At 62.3% G+C, this 23,400-nt stretch carries 9 protein-coding genes; 7 read left to right on the plus strand and 2 right to left on the minus strand.

What is annotated here, in order from left to right; all coding sequences use genetic code 11:
- Nucleotides 1-379: 379 nt before the first annotated feature.
- The gene (locus ACW9I6_RS11230) at nucleotides 380-1,459 is read left to right on the plus strand and encodes an ABC transporter substrate-binding protein (RefSeq protein WP_177029362.1); all 1,080 of its coding nucleotides are present in this window, start codon (nucleotides 380-382) and stop codon (nucleotides 1,457-1,459) included.
- Between the two features lie 6 nt (nucleotides 1,460-1,465).
- On the opposite strand, the gene ACW9I6_RS11235 is transcribed toward ACW9I6_RS11230, so the two are convergent.
- On the minus strand, nucleotides 1,466-1,681 hold the full coding sequence (locus tag ACW9I6_RS11235) for a DUF2970 domain-containing protein (RefSeq protein WP_008432997.1): 216 nt from the start codon (nucleotides 1,679-1,681) through the stop codon (nucleotides 1,466-1,468).
- A 141-nt stretch (nucleotides 1,682-1,822) separates the two neighbouring features.
- On the opposite strand from ACW9I6_RS11235, the gene ACW9I6_RS11240 reads away from it, so the two are divergent.
- The 3 genes from ACW9I6_RS11240 (at nucleotide 1,823) to ACW9I6_RS11250 (ending at nucleotide 15,201) form a co-directional block, all read left to right on the plus strand.
- Nucleotides 1,823-8,455: an NEL-type E3 ubiquitin ligase domain-containing protein gene (locus ACW9I6_RS11240; RefSeq protein ID WP_457339294.1), complete on the plus strand. Its 6,633-nt coding sequence runs from the start codon at nucleotides 1,823-1,825 to the stop codon at nucleotides 8,453-8,455.
- A 161-nt stretch (nucleotides 8,456-8,616) separates the two neighbouring features.
- Nucleotides 8,617-14,991, plus strand: coding sequence for an NEL-type E3 ubiquitin ligase domain-containing protein (locus ACW9I6_RS11245; RefSeq protein ID WP_457339295.1), 6,375 nt, complete (start codon nucleotides 8,617-8,619; stop codon nucleotides 14,989-14,991).
- A 9-nt stretch (nucleotides 14,992-15,000) separates the two neighbouring features.
- Entirely contained in the window at nucleotides 15,001-15,201 is a 201-nt protein-coding gene (locus ACW9I6_RS11250; RefSeq protein WP_457339296.1) for a hypothetical protein, read from the plus strand.
- A gap of 45 nt (nucleotides 15,202-15,246) precedes the next feature.
- Here ACW9I6_RS11250 and metH read toward each other — a convergent pair whose 3' ends face one another.
- On the minus strand, nucleotides 15,247-18,957 hold the full coding sequence (gene metH, locus ACW9I6_RS11255; protein WP_457339297.1) for a methionine synthase: 3,711 nt from the start codon (nucleotides 18,955-18,957) through the stop codon (nucleotides 15,247-15,249).
- 164 nt (nucleotides 18,958-19,121) lie between these two features.
- Here metH and ACW9I6_RS11260 point away from each other — a divergent pair, with 164 nt between their 5' ends.
- The 3 genes from ACW9I6_RS11260 to nfuA all read left to right on the plus strand — a co-directional run bounded on the left by ACW9I6_RS11260 (nucleotide 19,122) and on the right by nfuA (nucleotide 23,161).
- Complete coding sequence (locus tag ACW9I6_RS11260) at nucleotides 19,122-21,413, plus strand: fatty acid cis/trans isomerase (RefSeq protein ID WP_003210812.1); 2,292 nt, start codon at nucleotides 19,122-19,124, stop codon at nucleotides 21,411-21,413.
- Nucleotides 21,414-21,494: 81 nt separating this feature from the next.
- Entirely contained in the window at nucleotides 21,495-22,517 is a 1,023-nt protein-coding gene (locus tag ACW9I6_RS11265; protein WP_457339298.1) for an acyltransferase family protein, read from the plus strand.
- Between the two features lie 59 nt (nucleotides 22,518-22,576).
- The gene (nfuA, locus tag ACW9I6_RS11270; protein WP_003210817.1) at nucleotides 22,577-23,161 is read left to right on the plus strand and encodes a Fe-S biogenesis protein NfuA; all 585 of its coding nucleotides are present in this window, start codon (nucleotides 22,577-22,579) and stop codon (nucleotides 23,159-23,161) included.
- Nucleotides 23,162-23,400 lie beyond the last annotated feature (239 nt).

Here is a 23,400-nt window from a genome sequence, read left to right on the forward strand (position 1 = left end):
TTTGCGTTTATGCGCAAAAGTGATGTTTGAGTATATGCAAATAACCAAATGGCCTAATGAGAACGGTTATCGCGATACCCACATTTGTCATGCGGGCAATCATGAACTTTACTGTGCTCGTGTCTTTGTGCAATCACCTATAAAACCGACAAGAGGCGATGCTATGAGCAATCCGACCAAAGCCCGCAAAAGTGACAGCAGTGTCGATGCGTGGGCCATTCTGTTCTTGATTATCCTGGTGGTTTCCACTGCCGTGTTCTGGGTCAGCCATCAATAAAAGGGCGTTATCGAGCCTTGTTGTCGACAATCGGCAATTAGCCGAGATTGACCGGCCTGATGCCATTATCATGGGCCGTCATTCCGAAGGGCTCAGGCAACGATGTTGAAGGTTCTCTGCAAGTGCTTGCTGGTGCTGAGCATGCCGTTCTGGGCCATCGCCCAGGCGACGTCGGTGGTGTTTCTCAACCCTGGCAATTCGACCGAGACCTTCTGGGTCAGCTACGCGCAATTCATGCAGGCCGCCGCCAGGGACCTCGGCCTGGATTTGCGTGTGCGCTATTCCGAGCGCAACCCCGAGACCACGCTGGTGCAGGCCCGTGAAGCCCTGCAAGGCGCCGAGCGCCCGGACTACCTGGTGCTGGTCAACGAGCAGTACATTGCCCCGCAGATCTTGCGCCTGGCCCAGGGCAGCGGGGTCAAGCTGCTGATCGTCAACAACGCGCTGACCGCGGACCAGACTCAACTGCTGGACGCCGGCAAATACCCTGACTGGATCGGCAGCATGGTCGCCGACGACGAACAGGCGGGCTACTTGATGCTCACCCAGTTGTTGCGCCTGCATGGGCCTGTCGCCCCCGGCCAGACCCTCGACCTGATCGCGTTCTCCGGGGCCAAGACCACTCCCGCCGCGCAACTGCGCGAGCAAGGCTTGCAGCGCGCCCTGGCGGATCATCCGCAGGTGCGCCTGCGCCAGTTGGTGTATGGCGAGTGGAGTCGCCAGCGCGCTTTCGACCAGGCCACGCAGTTATTCAAACGCTACCCGCAGACCGCGCTGGTGTGGGCGGCCAACGATGAAATGGCGCTGGGGGCAATGGATGCACTCAAAGGCAGCGGGCGCACGCCGGGCACGGACGTGTTGTTCAGCGCGGTCAACAGTTCGCCCGAAGCGTTGCAGGCGCGCCTTGAGGGGCGCCTGAGTGTGCTGGTGGCCGGGCATTTCACCCTTGGCGGCTGGGCGATGGTGGTGCTGCATGACGATGCCCGCGGCCTGGGCATGGCGCAGTACGGTGGGCGTGAGCGCAAGCTTGGGCTCTTTCGATTGATTGATCCGCCACAAGCCACGCGCCTTTTAGAGATGCAGGGGCGCGAGGACTACGGCGTCGACTTTCGAGCACTGTCAGCCCAGGGCAAGCCAGCCACCTATCGCTACCCGTTCAGCCTGCAACTGCTGATGCATTGACCGGCTTCAAACACCGGCCAGGTGCAGCACCAGCTTGACGATGCCAAACAGGGTCAAGGCAAACACGGCGGTAAACACAATACCCAGGATGACAAAGTGGCTGGGCTTGCCATGGGTAAAGTCGCGGGCGCGATTCTTCCCGCTCTGCACCCCGAAGGCGGCTGCCATCACGCTGTGAAGCATCTGCCAGAAAGTCGGTGGCTTGTTGTTGGAATCGTCCATAAAGGCCTCGCGGTAGGGATCAAACCCATGGATGAGGATAGCCAAGTTCCCGCAAAACACCGGCTGTAGCTATCTACCGCCCTGGCGGTTGGCCCGTTCGCTGTACTGGGACTCCTTAACAGAGTCATCAGGAACGAGCGCATGCCAACCTTACCCGCCCCGACAGAGCAGGGGCTACACACCGCATTGATCAAGAACAGCTTGCCCGGCTGGATTGCCCGCAGCGCGGCTGCGGACATCCGACGCTTGAAGCCGGGCCTGCTGCCCGGGCGCGTCCCCGAGGATGCACCACCTGCCTGGCTCAGTAACGCGCCCCAGGGGTTGCGCCAGGCATTCGCCGACAGCCAGTTGGCCAGTCGCCGCGCCCACGAGCGGCTGGCCAAGACTCTCGACGGCCTCAAGGGCATCACCGAGTTCGCCCAGCCGCTGCTGGAAGACGCCTGGCGCAAACGGTTCGGTGAGGTACCGGACGTCCACAAGCACCAGTTGCACTACCTGCGTTACCGTCAGGTGCCGCAACAGCATTCGCTGTTGCAGGCGGCATTGCTCAACTTTGAAGGCAATGAAGACTTTGCCGATATCGCCCTTGAGCAAACCAGCGCGCTGGCCCCCGAAGGGGCGTTGTTCACCGAGTACTACGGCGAAATTCTGAACGACCATTCACGCCGGGCCCGCTATCGCTACCGCGAAAAGCTCGCCGTCACCCCGGACCAGTTTGCCGCGCTCTGCCGCACGCTGGACCTGGGCCGGCAATACCAGGCGCATTTGCAACAAGTGTTCGAGGAGGCGGGCACCAAGGCCGTGGTGCGCGAGCAGATGATCGACGCGCACAAGAAACTGCTGGCCGTCAGGCTGCACACGGCGCGGATGAAGAACGAAGTCAGCGACAGTGCCTATGCCATGCTCAACGCCTTGCTGGCCGGTACCGAACGGCCGCAGTTGGATGGCAAGCCCGTTGCCTGCAGCCAATTGGCGATTCTCGGCTGCAAGGTGGGTGAAGTCGTACTGATCGGGCCGGGCGTCGGCGCGATGGCAGATGCCCGGCAGCCGTTGGGCTGGGGCACTGTGCTGGTGCCCGGCGCCTCGCTAGGGGAGTTGCTGGTGCCGGCCGCGGCCGACCAGCGGCTGGTGGCGTGGATCCCCGGTGCGCCGTTGTGCCCGCTCAAGGAATACCCGTCGATAAAGGCGTTCGAGGCGGAACTGGCGATCAACCTGCGCTCCCCGGAGTATCAGCGGCTGTTTGCCAGCCTGGTGCCGCAAGACGAAGCCCCGGCTTTCCTGCAACGACTGAAGACCAAGCTCTTTACCTTCGAGTGGAATTCCAGAGGCTACATGGAGCAGATCTACGACCCGAACATCAACCTGGCGCGCCGCGAAAGCCTGATCAGTGGCGAGCTGTTCGGAGCACTCTATGACAACCACCTGCAACGCCTGAAAGATAACGCCAGAACGCTCGCCGTACCCACCGCCGAGGCGGATCGCAAGGCTGCCCAGGAACGCCACGAACATTGGCTGAGTATTGGCTTGAATGTGCTGAACGTGGCGGCCTTTGTCGTGCCCGGCCTGGGGGAGGTGATGCTGGCGGTTACGGCTGTGCAGCTGGGCCTGGAGGTCTACCATGGCATCGAGGCGTGGAAGGAAGGCGACATGGATGCCGCCTGGGGACATCTGGAGTCGGTGGCGCTGAACGTGGCCTTCATGGCCGCCCTCGGCGGTTCGACGGCCCTGGCCAGCCGCGCGCCGCAGATCCAGGTGTCCCGCTGGGTGGATGGCCTGGTACCGGTCAAACTGCCCAGTGGTGAGGCTCGGCTGTGGAAACCGGACCTGGCGCCGTACCGCAGCGAGGTGGTGCTGGCCCCGGCTCTCAAGCCCAATGCCCGGGGCCAGTACGAGACAGGCGGCAAGATTTATGTGCGTATCGGCGAAAACCTGCATGAAAAGGTCTTCGACAGTCGAATCCGCAAGTGGCGGATCAAACACCCGGATAATCCCGAGGCTTACCAACCGATCCTTGAACACAACAACGCCGGTGCCTGGCGGCATGTGCATGAGCAGCCCTTCAAATGGGACCGCCTGACCCTGTTGCGACGACTGGGGCCTGCCACTGAAGAATTCTCTGATACGACACTGGGCATTATTGGGGATATCAGTGGGGTCCAGGATGACGTGTTGCGCAAGGCGTATATCGAAGGCAGGCCGTTGCCCGCCGTGCTGGCCGATACCCTGGAGCAGTTCCGCAGCCAGCCAGTGGCGGATACGGCGCCGCTGGCTGGCGAAGAGGCGGTGCTGCAACGGCGCTTCCCTGGATTGTCGAGGCGAGCCATCCAGGAAATCCTTGATACCGCCAGCGAACAGGAGCGCTTGCAACTGCGCAGTCAGCGTGGAGCCTCGGCGCGCCTGGACAATGCCGCTCGCCGCGCAGTCCAACAAGGCCGCCTGAGCCGTGCCCTGGCGGGGCTGCATCGCCAGGCCGACGCCGTTGCCGACACTGACCGCCTGGCCCTGCATTGCCTGCAACACTTGCCGGGCTGGCCCACCAATCTGCGCCTGGAAGTGCGCTTTCAGGCTGTCGAAGGACCGTTACTGAACAGCATTGGCCCGCAAGATGCGCCGCTGCGCAGATACCTGGTCAAGCAGGGCGAAGCCTTCCAGGCCTACGACGAGCGCGGTGTCGCGCTGAACAGCCGGACCACCGGGCGGCGTAATTTCTTCCAGTCCGTCGTGCATGCGATCCCCGCTGCGGCCCGACCTGGCCTGGACATGCCCGTGGCGACCCTGGACCGGGAACTGCAACAGGCGGTGGCCAGTTATGCCACCCGCCGCCGTAGCCAAATGTCCAATGTGCTCGGCCTGCGCGCACCGCGTTCGCGACCCGTGTTGACAGGGGCGGGGGGGGTCCTGGGTTACCCGTTGAGCGGTCGGGGCAAAGGCTTTGACGTGGATGCATCGCTGACGGCGAGGGTGCAGGCGCTCTATCCGAACCTCAACGCCGGGCAGGCCAGCGATTTTGTCCTGAGCCGATTGCAGGCCGGTGAAAGCGCCCAACAGATCTTCACCCTGTTGGGAAACCGCCAGCGTGAGTTCGACCTGTTGCAGGCAGAGCTTGATCAGTGGACCGCCGCTGCGTTCCCACAGCCGGGTAGGGTCAGTGATCAGCAACGGATGGCGGCCGACATCATCAGTTGCTGGCGCCAGGGCATTTACCGCGAGCGGCCGCCGCTGAGCACCCTGTCGCTGGGCAGCGTGACGGACCTTCCGCGGCTGAGCGCAGACTTTTCCCATGTGCAGTCGCTGAGTGTGCGAGCCGAGGCCTTATCGGGTGAGCAGGGTACAAGGCTGGCTGAGCAATTCTCCGGCGTGCAACGCCTTGATGTATTCCTTGAGGCAACCCCAGGCATCGAGCTGGTCGACGGACTGAACCGCTTTACCGGGCTCACCCAGTTGACGTTAGGCGGCCGGGATATGGCCTATCCGGCTGCGTTTATGCAACGCCTGGGGGGGATGGAGCGTTTGCAGCACCTGAGCATCGAGGGCGTTTCGCAACGCCTGGACGTCAGCGCCCTCACGCACCTGCGCTCGCTGCGCATGGAGGGCTCGGTGCAGGAGTGGCCACAGGGGGTGGCGTCACTTGAGCACCTTGAGAGACTCGACCTGTGGCGAACAAACATCCGTTCGGTGCCCCCGTCGATGCTCATCGGGCATGAACGCCTGTGGCGCGGCTTGAACCTGCGGTGGGCCGCGTTTGACCGCCGGGAATTCATGGCGGTGTATGAACATGTGCGGGGCAATCCGGCTCACCTGCTCAATGAGCAAGCCCTGGTGCGGGGTTACTGTGAGGGTGTGATGGATCGTTTGAAAGACGTGCGCTGGGGGTTTGGCATAGACGTTGTCTCTCAGTTCCGGCAGCAGGGTCTGACCACTGAACAGATACTGGCTCGCACTCACCAGGTACTCGACGAACAGCTCGCCCTGAGCCGGGACCTGGAGGAGTGGGCGGCCAGGGAGTTGCGGGTTGACCGCCGGCAGGTGGATGTCTTTTACCGCCAGCGCGCCGCCGAGCGGCTCCTGGACAGTTGGCGTGAAGGCCTGGGGCCGCGGTTTGCGCCGTCGGGCATGTCGGCGCGCTCCAACCTGCCGACCGCCACACTGAACCTGTCGGGGGGCGTGCTGGGCGACTTGCCCGGGTTGCCGGCGGCCGCGTTCGCCCATGTCAAACAGGTCAACCTGAGCGGCACCCGGGTTTCCATTGAGGCGCTGAATGACTTTCTCGGCGCATTCAACGCCATTGAAGACTTGAACCTCAGTGCCAGCAACCTGGCACAGCTGCCTTCGGCCCTGGACAACTTCACCGCCCTGCGCCAGTTGGATCTTTCCCACAACCAACTGAGCATCATCCCGTCCATCCAGCAACGCTTGAGCCGCCTGACGGCTCTTGAAACCCTGGACTTGCAATACAACCGTGTCGCGAGCCTGGATCTGCGTGGCCTCAACGCCTTGCGCCACTTGAACCTCAGCCGCACTGGAATCACCGAATGGCCCGAGGGTGTCCTGGACTTGCCAGTCCTGGAGAGCCTGGACCTGAGCCACAGCGCTATCACCCGGGTGCCCGCCCAGGCGCTCACCGGCCACGACACGCTGATGCTCAAGAGCAACCTGCGGGGTTGCCGACTGACTGCCCGGGCCTGCGCCGACATCCTGGCCTTTGCGCAACGCACCCTGCGGGAAAATCCATTGGGCCTTGATGTGGAATTACTGCCGTTGGTGGGGCCGGAAATCTACCTGCACAAGCCGCTGGGCATTCCCCAGGAACAGCTGCGCATCGGCCGGACCGGCGGCGATCCGGAGTATTTCCCGGTCAGGGTCACGGACGACCCCGGCCAGTTGCTGTTGCCCCTGCACGTCGAGAACGTCGACGCGCAAGCACGCCTCACTCCGGCGGCGCGCCTGCAACAACTGGATCCTGCCTTGAGCAGTGCCCAGGCGGTGGCGCGCATTGATGAATGGCTGGCCGCCGGCCTGGGCGCCACCGGCGTCGACACACGCCTGGTGCAGTTGCACGCCGAGCATCAACGCTTGAGCCGGGTGTTGAACAGTTGGATCGACATCGAGGGTTATCGCGAGGGGGGCGGCTGGGTCAGTGCCCTCGACCGTCGTCGTGCCGCCGGCCGGCTCCTTGAAAGCTGGCGCCACAACCTGCGTGCCCGGCCCGAGGTGCCGCCGGTGGACGGGCGCGAGGTACTGGACCTGTCCGGGTTGTATCTGGGCGACCTGCCGACGTTGCCGGCTTCAATGAGCCACGTCAGCGTGCTCGACCTCACCGAGGTGAAGCTGACGGAGCAGGGGTCCAATGGGTTCCTGGGCAGTTTCCCCCACCTGCGCCGGCTTGTGCTCAACAAGAATGGCCTGGCGCACCTGCCCGAGGTGATCAACCAATACACGGCGCTGACTCATCTCGAAGCCACCTACAATGATTTGCGCGACGCTGTGGAGCTACAGGCACTGCTCGGCCCATTAAGTGCGCTGGAATGGCTCGACCTTGGCGAAAACACCCTGGCCAGCCTGGATGTCAGCGGCCTGCGCGGGCTGACAAACCTGGACCTGCACAACAACATCCTGGAGGAATGGCCGGCCGGGGCATTGGAACTGCCGCGACTGCGCACCCTCGACCTCAGCAATAACCAGATCGAGACCATCCCGGACGATGCCCTGTTGCCTCGCCACAACCTCCTGATGAGCAACACCAACCTGACGGACAACGGGCTGGAAGAACGCGTGTTCGAGCGCCTGAGCGACTTCCTCGAGGAAACGGGGTTCGGCCTGGGTTATACCCGGGAGCAAATTGATCGCGAGCTCGATGGCTTCCTCCTCAGTACCAGTCACGAGGAAGCGGATCTGAGCGGTGAGCTGCATCCGGAGCTGCTGACGCCCGCAGCACAGAAAGCCCAATGGTTTGCTGGCGTGGCGGCCGACTCCAGCAAACACGCAGTCTGGGAGTCGCTCAAGAGCGCTGACGACAGTGAGGATTTCTTCTACATCATTTCCCAACTGAAAAACGCCCAGGACTTCATCACCGACCGCCCTGAGTTGACGCGCCGGGTATGGGAGGTGCTGGAGGCCGCCGAGCAACGTCCGGCGTTGCGCGAGCAACTGTTCGGCAAGGCTCGCGGCATGCGGATCAACGCGACCTGCGGTGACGGTTGGATCCTGCTGTTCAGCGACCTTGAAGTCAGTGTCTATGAGTTCAAGGCCCTGGAAACCGTGGAACCCGGAAAAGAAGGCGCGGCGCTGTTCAAGCTGGCCAGAAGCATGATCCGCCTGGAACAGACTGAAGCCACCGCCAGCCGCGTGGTCAGCCTAAAGCCCAGTGTTGACCCGGCGGAAATTCGCCTGGCCTACCGCATCGGCCTGGCCCAACGCCTGGAGTTGCCGCGCCAGCCGTCCGGCATGCTGTACCGCAACCTTTCCCAAGTGAAACAGGCCGATATCGACCAGGCCTACGCCAGCATCATCGGCCGGGAGGCGACCGAGGCGTTCACGGCCGATCTGGTCACGCGCCAGTACTGGGTCGACTACGTGCAGAAGCAATACGCAGCTGACTTTACGACGCTGGCCCAGACCCAGGCCCGCGAGGCTGAAGCCCTGGAGGATCGCTATCCGGCGTTTGGCGCGCAGTACGAGGCAGAAGCCGTGGTACTGGCCAAGCAAAGGACTGAGCAACGCCAGGCCCTGCTGATTCGCCTGTCCGGGCGGGAGAGAGCAGCACTGAGGCTATAACAGCCTGTGCCCCGGCGGCAGGTCCGGAAACGGGCCTGCCGCGCCCCAGTGGTCGTAACCCAGGTTCGGCGCCAAGGTGCACAAAAACAATTATCTACCTGCGAAGGCGCTCGCCTGTTCGCTGTACTGGGCCTCCCTAAAGCGTTCTCAGGAAGCCGCACATGTCTACTCCACCTAACGCCCTCGCGGACGAAAGCTTGCACACCGCCCTGATCACGGAACGCCTGCCCGCGTGGGTCGCCCACATGGCCCCCGTCGATGTGCGCCGGCTCAAACATGGACTGTTGCCCGGCAGGGAGCGGCCTGCCACCAAGGTTCCGCTCTCGCCCGCATTGAACAAGGCACTCGATGACAGTCGCAAGGCCAGTCGTCAGTCCCGCGAAGCCTTGGCCAAGGGCCTTGGCGCGCTGCAAGGCATTGTCGAATTCGCCCAGCCCAAGCTGGAAGCGGCGTTGCGCGAGGCGATGGGCGAGGCCCCGGACGTCCACAAAAACCAGCTGCATTACCTGCGGTATCGCCAGGCCCCGCAGCAGCATTCGTTGTTGCAGGCAGCGCTGCTGAACTTCGAGGGCGATGAAGACTTCACCGATATCGCCCTCGAACAGACCAGCGCCCTGGCGCCGGAAGGTGCGCTGCTGACCGAGTACTACGGCGAGGCGCGGGCGGATGGCTCGCGTGCGGCGCGTTATCGCTACAGCGAAACCCTGTCGATGACTCCACAAACCTTTTCCACCCTGTGCCGCACCCTGGACCTGGGGCAGCAATACCAGGCCCATCTGGCGCAGGTGTTCGATGCCGCTGCCACTCGGGCCGTGGTGCGGGAGCAGATGATTCGCGCGCAAAAAGACCTGCTGACGGTACGCCTGTATGCCGCATGGGCGCAGGGCGACATCGGGGCGGCGGTGTTTCTCGTGTTGCGTGAGTTGCTGGCAGGTACTTCGCGGCCGCTGCTGGAGGGTGAGGCCGTCCGTTTCGGTCAACTGTCGATCCTGGGCTGCGAGTTGGGGGAGGTGCTGCTGATCGGGCCGGGTGTCGCACCGACCCGGTCCGTGATCCCGCCCTTGTTTCCTGGGGCAGGTGTGAGCGGGCTGCTTCCCGTGGCGCCTGATACGCGGGTGGTGGCCTGGATTCCGGGCGCGCCGCAGTGCCCGCTCAAGGAATACCCGTCTATGCAGGCGTTCGACAAGGAACTGGCGGTGAACCTGCGCTCACCTGCCTATCAGCAGTTGTTTGCCAGCCTGGTACCTCAGCAACAGGCGCCGCAGTTCCTTGAGCGCCTCAAGGAAAAACTCTACACCTTCACCTGGAACCCGCGAGGCTACAAGGAGCAGGTCTACGACGAGCAAATCAACTTGAACCGGCGTGAACGGTTGATCGAGGGGGAGTTGTTCGGCGCGCTCTACGAGCGGCATGTACAGCGCCTCAAGGACAATGCCAGAACCCTGGCGGTGCCCACTGCGGAGGCTGACCGAAAAGCCGCACAGGCACGCCATGCTCACTGGTTGAGCATGGGTTTGAACACATTGAATGTGGCCGCATTCATGGTGCCCGGCCTGGGGGAGCTGTTGTTGGCGGTCACGGCGATTCAGTTGGGCCTGGAGGTCTATCACGGCATCGAATCCTGGCAGGAGGGCGATATGGATGCGGCATGGGAGCACCTGGAGTCGGTGGCGCTGAATCTCGGGTTCATGGCTACCCTGGGTGGGGCGGCAGCCCTCGCTGGCCGGGCGCCCGCTATCCAGGTGCCGAAATGGGTCGATGGGCTGGTGCCGGTGAAGTTGCCGAACGGCGAAAGGCGCCTGTGGAAACCCGACCTTGCGGCCTACCGCAGTCATACCGTTCTGGATGCATCACTCAAGCCCAATGCCCAGGGTCAGTACGCGCAGGACGGCAAAATGTATGTGCGCCTGGGTGAAAGCCTTTATGAAAAGGCTTTTGATGCGCGGACTCGAAAATGGCGGATCCAGCATCCGAACAATCCGGCCGCGTACCAGCCGATCCTCGAGCACAACCAGGCGGGTGCCTGGCGCCATACCCATGAACGCCCACTGGAATGGGACCGCCTGACCTTGCTGAGGCGCCTGGGTCATGAAACCCAGGGAATCAGCGATGCAACGTTGAGCGCCCTTGGCGACATCAGCGGCATCAGTGATGACCTGTTGCGCAAGGTCCACATAGATGGTTTGCCGATGCCTGCCGTGCTGGCCGATACGTTGCAGTTGTTTCGCGGCGCGCCGCCACAGGCTGTACTCCTGTCCCCCGAGGGCGCAGTGTTGCAGCGCCGCTTTGCTTCTTTGTCCCGAGGCGCGATCAACGAAATTATCAGTACGGCCAGCGATAAGGAACGCCTGCAGATACTCGGCCGAACCGGTGTTGCGCCGCGCCTGGATAACCTGGCGCGGCGTGCGGTACAGCAACGTCGGCTGAGCAGTGCGTTGGCCGGCTTGTACCTGCCGGCGCTCGCCAGCCTGGACAGTGACCGGTTGGCGTTGCATTGCTTGCAGCAACTGCCGGGCTGGTCTCCCACGCTGCGCCTGGAACTGCGCGCCGACAACCCCAGTGGGCGCTTGCTGGCTGAAGTTGGGCCTGAAGACGCGGCAGTGCGCCGTTACCTGGTCAAAAAAGGCGAGACATTCCTGGCGTGCGACCTGCAGGGGGCTCCTCTTAACAGTCCGGTCCCCGGCAGTCGTAATTTCTATCCATCAATCGTCCATGCCTTGCCCGTGAGCCTGCGCCAGTCACTGGGTTTGCCGCTGGCCAGCGCGGACGTCGATTTGCAGCAAGCCCTGGCACGGTATGCCACGGCACACCGCCTCGAAATGGCCGCCGTGCTGAAGATACGCGCGCCCATGGCTCGCCCGGCGTTGCGTCTGGCGAGCGGATTATTAGGTTATGCCCTGAGCGGCCGGGGTGCGGCCCAGGCACCCAATGCCGCCCTGGCGGCCAGGGTTCGCGATGTTTACCCCAACCTCAGCGATGAGGCGGCCCAGCTGTTTGTGCAAAGTCTGTTGCAGGCCGGCCAGCGCCCCCCACAGATCTATGAGTTGATTGGCAACCGCGAGCGCGAACTGACCCGGTTACGCATGACCCTGGATCAGTGGGTGACGCAAAACAGTGCTCAGGCGGGGGCACAACATACGGCCGACACCCTGATCAATTGCTGGCGCGAAGGCGCGTACCGGGGCTTGAAACCCCATGCCTATCTGTCACTGGGCAAGGCCGGTAACTTGCCGGCGCTGGATGCTGATTTTTCCCATGTGCGAGGGTTGGGTGTAAGCGGTGAAACCTTGGCGGACACGCAGGGCGTCAGGCTTGCGCAGCAGTTCCCCAACGCCGAAGTCCTGAATGTGTTCACCGAGCCCGCCCATGTCGAAGCGATTGCCACGGGCCTTGGGCTGTTTCCCAAGCTTGAAGAGTTGTCGATCGACGGCTGGGGCCTGACCTACTCGCCGGTCTTTTTGCAACGCCTTAACACGTTAAGCCAGTTGCGCCGGTTGGCCCTGACGGGCGCGCTGGAGGCATTGGATGTCAGCGGCTTGAAACAGCTGCTTGCCTTGCGGGTGGCGGGCGCCCTGAAAGAGTGGCCGGTAGGTGTTCTGACGTTGGACAAACTGGAGACGCTCGACCTGTTGGCGACCGGGATAAATACCATGCCGGCGGCAATGCTTGAGGGCCACGAGCGCCTGTGGCGTGGCCTTACCCTCAACTGGGCAGCGTTTGAGCGGCGTGCGTTCATGCCGGTGTATCAGCACGTGAAAAACCACCCGGGGCATTTGGTGGATGAAGTGCTGATGGTGGACGCTTATTGTGAAGGCGCGTTGCGACGCCTGAAAGACAGCGACCCGGCGTTTGCGCCCAGTGCCTTGGCGTACCTGCGGCGCCATCGGTTGACCAGTGACGCCAAGTTGACCCGTGTGCACGCCTTGCTGGATGAACATGCAACCTTGCAGCAGGCGCTGGAAGAGTGGCAGGGCAGGGAAGTGGAGGTCGACCGGCGACCGGTGGACCCGCTCAATCGTCAACGTGCGGCAGACAAGCTCATGGCTTACTGGCGCGATGGCCTCGACCGACGTTTTGCCTCCCCCCGTGAGGTGGCCGGGCCTTCTTCGCCAGCCGCCTCCGAGGGGGTCATGCTGGACCTGTCGGGTACGGTACTGGGGGATTTGCCGCCGATGCCGGCCGCAGCTTTTGCCCACGTGCAGCGCTTGAACCTCGCAGGCACCCGGGTTTCAGTGGAGGCATTGAACGATTTCCTCCCCCAGTTCACCCAAATCCACGGCCTGGACCTGAGCCGCAGCAACCTGATGGACCTGCCGGCGTCCCTGACGCAGTTGAGGTCTCTCAAACAGCTGGACCTGGCGCACAACCAGTTGACGATCACTGAGGCGATACAGCAGCGCCTCAGCGCCCTGGTCACGCTTCGAGGGTTGAACCTGGATTACAACCGTGTGGGTACCCTGGATGTCAGTGGGCTCAACCAGCTGCGCAGCCTGAACCTGAGCCACACCGCGACCACCGCCTGGCCGACAGGTTGGCTGGCATTACCCGAACTGCGTCAAGTGGATCTGAGCTACAGCGCTATTACCACGATCCCCCAGGCTGCACTGACCGGCCATGACCTGCTGATGCTCAGCAGCAACGTGCGTGGCTGTCGCCTGACCTTGCCGGCCTGTGCCGACATACAGCGTTTTGCCCTGCGTACCTACCAGGACAATCCGTTGAACGTCGCACCGGCCATGCTGCCGGTTTTTGGCCCGAGCTTTTACCTGGACAAACCCTTGGGCATTCCCCGCGAAGGGCTGGCGGAGGGCAGAACGGGGGGCGATCCGGAATACTTTCCCCTGGAGGTCACGGACAGTCCCGATCTGCTCCTCGCGCTGGAGGTAGAGGTGCCCAACAGTGAAGTTCGGCAGACACCTGCGCAGCGTCTGCAACAAATAGACCCGGCGTTGTCCACGCGCGATGCGGTACGGCGCATTGACGAACTGCTTGCCAGTGGCCTGGGCGCACTGGAGGTCGAGGCATGCCTGGTTCGGTGGCGCACGGGCTACCGGGGTATGGTGCGGGTGTTGAACGACTGGATCGATATTCGCGGTTATCGCCAGGGGGGCGGCTGGGTCAGCGCGGTGGACCGTCGTCGCGCGGCCGACAGGCTTATCGACAGTTGGCGCCATACCTTGCGGGCGCACCCCGAGGTTGCGCCGGGCGATGGGCGCGAGGTCCTTCAATTGAACGACCTGTATCTGGGGGACCTGCCGGCGTTACCCGAGCCGTTGGCCCATGTGAGGGTGTTGAACCTCAACGCAGTCAAGCTTACTGAGCAGGGCTCCAATGCGTTCCTGCGGGCGTTTCCCAAGCTGCGTACCCTGACTCTCAACAATAATGGCCTGATGAGCCTGCCCGACGCCGTCGGCGAATGCTCGACACTTACCGAGCTGCACCTGAGCCATAACGAACTGCGCTATCGCAGCGAGCTGCAGGGCCAGCTCAATCGGCTGACCGCGCTGGAGCGCCTGGACCTGAGTGAGAACGTCCTCGATTCTTTGGACATCAGCAGCCTGCCTCAATTGCAGTCATTGGAACTGCGTGGCAATAACCTTCTGGCGTGGCCGCAGGGTGTCCTCCAGGCTGCGCAGTTGCGCCACCTGGACCTGCGCAGCAACCGTATCGAAACCATCCCTGAAGACGCGTTGCTGCCCCAGCACAGCGCTCTGATGTGGGGCACGGACCTGTCCGATAACCTGCTGTTTGAGGAAGATCTTGCACGCTTGCGCGTCTACCAGCAGCAGACCGATTGTGGCCTGGGATTTTCCGCCGAGGAACTGGAAGACGCACTGGAGGGGTACCACAGTACCGATAGCAGCTCCGGGTCGGACATCCACCCTGAACTCTTGACCCCGGAACAACAAAAGGCCCAATGGTTCTCGGGTATTGCCGCCGATTCGGCCCGCCACCGGGTATGGAGCGTGCTCAAGCAGGCCGAAAACAGCGAGGATTTTTTCTACATCATTTCCCAGTTGAAGAACGCCCAGGATTTCTTGCACGACCGCGCCGACCTGACTCGCCGGGTGTGGGCGGTGCTTGAGGCGGCGGAGCAATACCCGCACTTGCGCGAACAACTATTTGGCCAGGCCCAGGCGATGCGGGTAAGGGCTACCTGTGGTGACGGCTGGATCCTCCTGTTCAGTGATCTTGAAGTCAGCGTGTATGAGTTCAAGGCCCTGAGGGCCCTTGCACCCGGGCAGGAAGGCACCACGCTGTTCAACCTGGCCCGGCGCATGATCCGTCTCGATGAAGCGGAGCGCATTGCTGGCGAAGCGATCAACCGCAGCCCTGGCATCGACCCGGCGGAAATTCGCCTGGCCTACCGCATTGGCCTGGCCGAGCGCCTGGATCTGCCTCACCAACCGTCCACCATGCTGTACCGCAACCTGTCCCGGGTGACCCAGGCCAACATCGATCAGGCGTATGCCGCCATTATGGCCAGAGAGAGTACTCCTGTGTTTATGCAAGAGCTGGTCAAGCGCCCGTACTGAGTCAGCTACTTGCAGAAGCTGTATCCCGAAGAGTTTTCGGTGTTGGCCCAGGCGCATCAGGTCAAGGTAGATGCCCTCGAGGAGCTTCACCCGGACCTCAGCGCCCAATACCTGAGCGAAGTCGCAGCCTTGGACACCGAAAACCTTGCCGAGCAACAGGCACTGGCGCTCAGGCTTTCGGGGCGGGCGAGGAGGGATCTGGGGATCTGACCCGGGCGCCCAGCCGGCTGGACGCCCGGGCCAGCGCGCCACGACTTAGTTGTCGTAACCCAGGTTCGGCGCCAGCCAGCGTTCGGTCACGCTCAGGTCCTGGTCCTTGCGGGCGGTGTAGCTGGCGACCTGGTCCTTGTCGATCTTGCCCACCGCAAAGTACTGCGCCTGCGGGTGAGCGAAGTACCAGCCGCTGACGGCCGCTGCCGGGAACATCGCGTAGTGCTCGGTCAGGAACACGCCGCTGCGGCCGGCGTGCATCTCCTGGGCTTCAGGGTCCAGCAGTTGGAACAACTGGGCCTTCTCGGTGTGATCCGGGCACGCCGGGTAACCCGGGGCAGGGCGAATACCGCTGTACTGCTCCTTGATCAGCGCTTCGTTATCCAGCACTTCGTCCTTGGCGTAGCCCCAGTGCTCTTTACGCACCTGCTGGTGCAGCCACTCGGCGCAGGCTTCGGCCAGGCGGTCGGCCAGGGCCTTGACCATGATCGAGTTGTAGTCGTCGCCGGCGTCCTGGTAGGCCTTCGCCACTTCTTCAGCGCCGATGCCAGCGGTGGTGATGAAGCCACCGATGTAGTCGGTTACGCCGCTGTCCTTGGGCGCGACAAAGTCGGCCAGGGAGAAGTTCGGCTTGCCGTCGGTCTTGATGATCTGCTGGCGCAAATGGTGCAGCCTGGCAATCGGCTGGCCGTCATCGCCGTAGACTTCCAGGTCATCGTCCTGCACCTGGTTGGTCGGCCAGAAACCGAACACCGCGCGGGCGCTGATGAGTTTTTCGTCGATCAGCTTCTTGAGCATTTCCTGTGCGTCGGCGTACAGCGCCGTCGCCGCTTCACCCACCACTTCATCGGTGAGGATGCGCGGGAACTTGCCGGCCAGGTCCCAGGAGATGAAGAACGGTGTCCAGTCGATGTACTCGGCCAGGATGTTGAGGTCGATATTGTCCAGCACCTTGGCGCCGGTAAACGTCGGCTTGACCGGCGTGTAGCTGCTCCAGTCGAACTGCGGCTTCTTGGCGATGGCGGCCGGGTAGCTCAGGCGCTCGGTGCGCGCGCTGCGGTTGGAGGTACGCTCGCGCACGTCGATGTATTCCAGGCGGGTTTTCTCGACGAACGCCGGCTTCAATTCCTTGGACAGCAACTGCGTCGCCACGCCCACGGCGCGGGAGGCGTCGGTGACGTAGATCACCGCGTCGTTGCTGTATTTGGGCTCGATCTTCACGGCCGTGTGGGCCTTGGAAGTGGTGGCGCCACCGATCATCAGCGGCAGGTGGAAATCCTGGCGCTGCATCTCGCGGGCGACGTGCACCATCTCGTCCAGGGACGGGGTGATCAGTCCGGACAGGCCGATGATGTCGCACTTCTGTTCCTTGGCCACCTGCAGGATTTTCTCGGCCGGGACCATCACGCCCAGGTCGACGATGTCATAGCCGTTGCAACCCAGCACCACGCCGACGATGTTCTTGCCGATGTCGTGCACGTCGCCCTTCACCGTGGCCATCAGGATCTTGCCCTTGGCTTCCGGCTTGTCGCCTTTTTCCAGCTCGATGAACGGGATCAAGTGGGCCACGGCCTGCTTCATCACCCGGGCGGATTTCACCACCTGGGGCAGGAACATTTTGCCGGCGCCGAACAGGTCGCCGACGATGTTCATGCCGGACATCAGCGGGCCTTCGATCACCTCGATCGGGCGCGCGAACGACTGCCGGGATTCCTCGGTGTCTTCGACAATGTGGGTGGTGATGCCCTTGACCAGCGCGTGTTCCAGGCGCTTGTTGACTTCCCAGCCACGCCATTCTTCGGTCTCGGCTTCCTTGACGCTGCCGTCGCCCTTGTACTTGTCGGCAATGGCGAGGAGGGCGTCGGTGCCTTCCGGGGTGCGGTTGAGCACCACGTCTTCCACCGCGTCACGCAGCTCGGCCGGGATCTGGTCGTAGATCTCCAGCTGGCCGGCGTTGACGATACCCATCGTCAGGCCGTTGCGGATCGCATACAGCAGGAACACCGAGTGAATCGCCTCGCGCACCGGGTTGTTGCCGCGGAACGAGAACGACACGTTGGACACGCCGCCGGAGGTCAACGCATACGGCAGCTCGTCGCGGATGTAGGCACAGGCGTTGATGAAATCGACGGCGTAGTTGTTGTGCTCTTCGATACCGGTGGCGACCGCGAAGATATTCGGGTCGAAGATGATGTCTTCCGGCGGGAAGCCGACTTCATTCACCAGGATGTCGTAGGAGCGTTTGCAGATTTCTTTCTTGCGTGCTTCGGTGTCGGCCTGGCCGGCCTCGTCGAACGCCATCACCACCACCGCCGCGCCGTAGCGCTTGCACAGCTTGGCGTGGTGAATGAACTGCTCCACGCCTTCCTTCATGCTGATGGAGTTGACGATGCCCTTGCCCTGGATGCACTTCAGGCCGGCTTCGATCACTTCCCACTTGGAGGAGTCGATCATGATCGGCACGCGGGAGATGTCCGGCTCGCCGGCAATCAGATTGAGGAAGGTCACCATGGCCTTCTTCGAATCCAGCATGCCTTCGTCCATGTTGATGTCGATCACCTGGGCGCCGGCTTCCACCTGCTGCAGGGCGACTTCCAGGGCTTCGGTGTAGTTGTCTTCACGGATCAGGCGGGCGAAGCGGGCGGAACCGGTGATGTTGGTGCGCTCGCCGACGTTGACGAACAACGAGTTGCGATCAATGGTGAACGGTTCCAGGCCCGATAGGCGGCAGGCCTTCGGAATGTCCGGGATCGGGCGCGGCGCATAACCGGCCACGGCCTTGGCGATGGCTTCAATATGGCCCGGGGTGGTGCCGCAGCAACCACCGACGATGTTCAGGAAGCCGCTCTGGGCGAATTCCTCGATGACCTTGGCGGTTTCCGACGGCAGTTCGTCGTACTCGCCGAATTCGTTGGGCAGGCCGGCGTTCGGGTGCGCGGAAACGTGGGTGTTGGCCTTGTTCGACAGCTCTTCCAGGTACGGACGCAGCTCGCTCGCGCCCAGTGCGCAGTTCAGGCCCACAGACAGCGGCTTGGCGTGGCTGACCGAGTTCCAGAAGGCTTCGGTGGTCTGGCCCGACAGGGTGCGGCCGGAGGCGTCGGTGATGGTGCCGGAGATCATGATCGGCAGTTCGACGTTGAGTTCCTCGAACACGCCCTGCACGGCGAAGATCGCGGCCTTGGCGTTGAGGGTGTCGAAAATGGTTTCGATCAGGATCAGGTCGGCGCCGCCTTCGATCAGGCCTTTGGTGGCTTCGGTGTAGTTTTCCACCAGCTCATCGAAGGTCACGTTGCGGTAGCCGGGGTTGTTTACGTCGGGCGACAGCGAGCAGGTACGGCTGGTCGGACCGAGCACGCCGGCGACGAAGCGCGGCTTGGCCGGGTTTTCCAGGGTCTTGGCGTCGGCGATCTTGCGCGCCAGGCGCGCGCCTTCTACGTTTAATTCGTAGGCGAGGTCTTCCATGCCGTAGTCGGCCATGGAAATGCGCGTGGCGTTGAAGGTGTTGGTTTCCAGGATGTCGGCGCCGGCATCCAGGTAGGCTTTTTCGATGCCGCCGATCACGTCCGGACGGGTGATCACCAGCAGGTCGTTATTGCCCTTGACGTCGCTCGGCCAGTCGGCGAAGCGTTTGCCACGGTAGTCCTGCTCTTCCAGTTTATAGCTCTGGATCATCGTGCCCATGCCGCCGTCGAGGATCAGGATGCGTTCCTTGAGGGCTTGGTGGAGGGCTTGCAGACGAGCGCTACGATCGGGCATGGGACTACTCTGGTCAGGTATTACGGAGGGCGAAGATCATAACAAACCTGTGCGCTTTTAGAGCATGTGCAGGGATTGCATGAATATCGCTCATGTTGGCGGGGGCGTTACATCGGTAGAATCGACGGGTTTTTCACTGCACGCATTGAATCGGGACCGGAAACATGTCACTTCGCCTCATCGTCAGCGCCGCGTTTGCGCTGTTCGCCCTCACCGCACAGGCAGAAGGTCCCGCCCCGGCGATCTCTTATACCCGTGACATCCAGCCGATCTTCACCGAGAAGTGCGTGGCCTGCCACGCCTGCTATGACTCGGCCTGCCAGCTCAACCTGGGCAGTGCCGAAGGCGCCGCACGTGGCGCGACCAAGGTGCCGGTATATGACGGCGAACGCAGCCAGGCCAGCCAGCCCACCCGTTTGTTCTATGACGCCTTCGGCAAAGCCGCCTGGCAGCAAAAGGATTTCTACTCGGTACTCGACGCCCAGGGCAGCCAGGCCGCACTGATGGCGCGCATGCTGGAGCTGGGGCATAACGCGCCGCTTGCGCCCAACGCCAAGCTGCCCGACGACATCGTGCTGGGCCTGAGCCGCGAAAACACCTGCCCGATGCCGGGGGAGTTCAACGCCTACGCAGGTAACCACCCGAAGGAAGGCATGCCCCTGGCCGTCACCGGCTTGACCGACCAGCAGTACCAGACCCTGCAACGCTGGCTGGCCTCCGGCGCACCGATCGACGAACAAGGCCTGGCCCCGAGTGCCAAGGAAGCCTTGCAAGTGCAGCAATGGGAAAACCTGTTCAACCAGCCCGGGGCCCGGGAAAGCCTGGTGGCGCGCTGGTTGTTCGAGCACCTGTTCCTTGCCCACATCTACTTTGAAGGCGGCGAGCCGGGGCATTTCTTCCAGTGGGTACGCTCGCGCACCCCGAGCGGGCAGCCGATCGACCTGATCAACACCCGCCGCCCCAACGACGACCCGGGCACCCAGGTGTACTACCGCCTGTGGCCGGTGCAGGGGGTGATCGTGCACAAGACTCACATCACCTATCCGTTCAGCGCCGAGAAGATGGCCCGGATCAAGTCGCTGTTCTATACCGATGACTGGCAGGTGCAAGCCTTGCCGGGCTACGGGCCGGGCCGGCGTGCGAACCCGTTCGAGACCTTCGAGGCGATTCCGGCCAAGGCGCGCTACCAGTTCATGCTGGATAACGCCGAATACTTCGTGCGCACCTTTATTCGCGGGCCGGTATGCCGGGGCCAGATCGCCACGGACGTGATCCGCGACAACTTCTGGACCCTGTTCCAGGACCCCGACCACGACCTGTATATCACCGATGCCCGCTACCGCGGCCAGGCCACGCCGTTGCTGGCGATGCCGGGGCAGATTGACGATGTGGGCAGCGTGCTCAGCCTCTGGCTCAAATACCGCGACAAGCGCAACGAGTACGAAGCGTTGCGCCGGGACAGCTATGCCGACCTGCCGCCGCCGAGCTGGTCGAGCCTGTGGGCGGGCAACGACAACGCCTTGTTGAGCATCTTCCGTCACTTCGACAGCGCCTCGGTGACCAAGGGCTTGATTGGCGAAGTGCCGCAAACCCTGTGGCTGTTCGACTATCCGCTGCTGGAGCGCACCTACTACCAGTTGGCGGTGAATTTCGATGTGTTCGGCAACGTTTCCCATCAGGCCCAGACGCGCCTGTATTTCGACCTGATCCGCAACGGTGCCGAGCAGAACTTCCTGCGCTTGATGCCGGCGGACTCGCGGGATGACTTCCTTGACGATTGGTACCAGAACAGCGGCAAGGTCAAGCTGTGGCTGGACTATGAAGCCATCGACGATGACAAGCCCACGGGCCTTAAACTCGATGAAAAGGACCCCAAGCGCGACTTCGCCAACCAGTTGCTGGCCCGCTACGGCGACCTGAACGCCAGCCCGGACCCGATCAACCGTTGCGTCAGCGCCTATTGCTCGCGTCCGGGCATTGACCCTGCGTTGCAGGACGCCGAACAGGCCCTGAGCCGCCTGACCAACCGCCCGGCGGCGGGGCTCAAGGTGATCGACCTGTTGCCGGAAGCGACCATGCTGCGCATCGAAACCCGCAGCGGCAAACGTGAGATGTACAGCCTGTTGCGCAACCGCGCCCACAGCAACGTGGCCTTTATGCTCGGTGAGGCTTATCGCTATCAGCCGGGCCTGGACACCGTGACCATCTATCCCGGGGTGCTGAGCAGCTACCCGAACTTCATGTTCAACATTCCGGCGCAGCAAGTGCCGGAGTTTGTCGCTGCCATGGAGAATGCCAAGGACGCCAATCGCTTCGAGAAGATTGTCGACCGCTGGGGCATCCGCCGCAGTCACCCGCAGTTCTGGCAGTACTTCCACGACCTGTCGCAGTACATCCGCGAAACCACGCCGGTGGAAGAGGGCGTGCTGGACATGAACCGCTACGAGAATCTTTGATCGACCTTTGACCGTCGACGGCTGTCCCAAGCCATAGGCACCTGAATAACCGGTGTCGAGGGTTGGGAGAGTGGGTCGACGATGTTGATTTCAGTACAGGCACTGCGCGCCCTGGCGGCCTGGACCGTGGTGGGTCATCACTTCATGCAGATTTTCTTTGGCTTTAAGGCCGATTCGGCGCTGGGCCACCTGTTTGTCGACAAAGGTGCGGCGGGCGTGGATGTGTTTTTTGTGATCAGCGGCCTGGTGATCTTCCTCTCCACCGAGAACAAACAGCTGCCGCCCTGGCGATTCCTGCTGTATCGCCTGCTGCGAATCGTCCCGGCCTACTGGTTCTACACGCTGTTGATGGCGCTGCTGGTGGTGTTTGCGCGGCCGGTGTTGCCGGACCAGAGCGTCGATGCGGCCCATGTGTTGATGTCCTTGCTGTTCATACCTTCGGAAAATCCCGGTGGTTATGGGGTGTACCCGACCTTGAACGTCGGCTGGACCCTGAACTACGAGATGCTCTTCTACGTGCTGTTTGCCTGGGCGTTGCTGTTTCGCCGGCAGTGGCGGGTGCTGGTGGTGGGCGCGTTGTTGTTCGCGGTGTGCCAGGCGTGGACTTCTTTCGGCTGGATCAGCGAATTCTATCGTTCGGACATTGTGTATGAGTTCCTGCTGGGGATAGGCATCGGCATGCTCTACCGCAAGGGCTGGATTCGCCCCGGGCTGTGGCTTCCATTGCTGGGGATTGCGGGGGCATTGCTGGCGATCTATCACTGGCCGGCATCGCCGCGGGCCCTGACCTGGGGCTTGCCGAGTGCGGTGCTGGTGGTGGCCTGTATCTCGATGGAACGCTATTTCGAGCGCAGCCGGCTGCTCAAGGTGATGGGGGATTGTTCCTACTCGGTCTATCTGATGCACGTGCTGGTGCTGTCGGCGGGTGGTTTTGTCGCCCAGTGTTATGGGGTTAACGCCTACGTGATGCTCGGCGTGTGCGTGGTGCTGATCGCCCTTGGGTCGCTGGCCAGCTACCACTGGCTGGAAAAGGGCAGTTATCGTCGGCTCAAAGGCTGGTTCGATGGCGACGAACGGTTGGTTCTTTCCCGACAAAAATACTAGGACTTTGTACCTCGGTAATAATTTGGCGTAAACTGCCGGCAAGCCTGCGAGGAGTTTCCATGACCGCCATAACCATTACCGACGCCGCCCACGATTACCTGGCTGATCTGCTGTCGAAGCAGAACACCCCGGGCATTGGCATCCGCGTCTTTATCACCCAGCCCGGCACCCAGTACGCTGAGACGTGCATTGCCTACTGCAAGCCGGGAGAAGAAAAACCTGAAGATACGGCGTTGGGGCTGAAAAGCTTCACCGCGTATATCGATGCGTTCAGTGAAGCGTTCCTTGACGATGCGGTGGTTGATTACGCCACGGATCGCATGGGCGGCCAACTGACCATCAAGGCGCCGAACGCCAAGGTGCCGAATGTTAATGCGGATAGCCCGATTAACGAGCGCATCAACTATTACCTGCAGACCGAGATTAATCCTGGGTTGGCCAGCCACGGTGGTCAGGTGAGTCTGATTGACGTGGTTGATGATGGTATTGCTGTGTTGAAGTTTGGTGGCGGTTGCCAGGGCTGCGGCCAGGCGGACGTGACCTTGCGTGAGGGTATTGAGCGTACGCTGCTTGAGCGGGTTCCGGAGCTCAAGGGTGTGCGGGATGTGACTGACCATACGCAGAAAGAAAACGCCTACTACTAAAGGGTGTTCGCTGCGGATGTGAAAAACGGCGCCCCGTGAGCGCCGTTTTTTTTGCTTGGGATTCAGTGGGTTGTGTGGGGATTGTGAGGTTTTGGGTTAGGTATGTTGTGTACATATCCGTTGCTGCGGTAACGGCTATTTATGGTTCCGCTTTTACAGCGGGTCACTTTTGGCAAACGCCCCAAAAAGTAACCAAAAGGTCTTTGCCCCACCACTCGGTGCCTCGCTTAGGCTCGGCA

The organism is Pseudomonas sp. SDO5522_S412 (assembly GCF_054071215.1).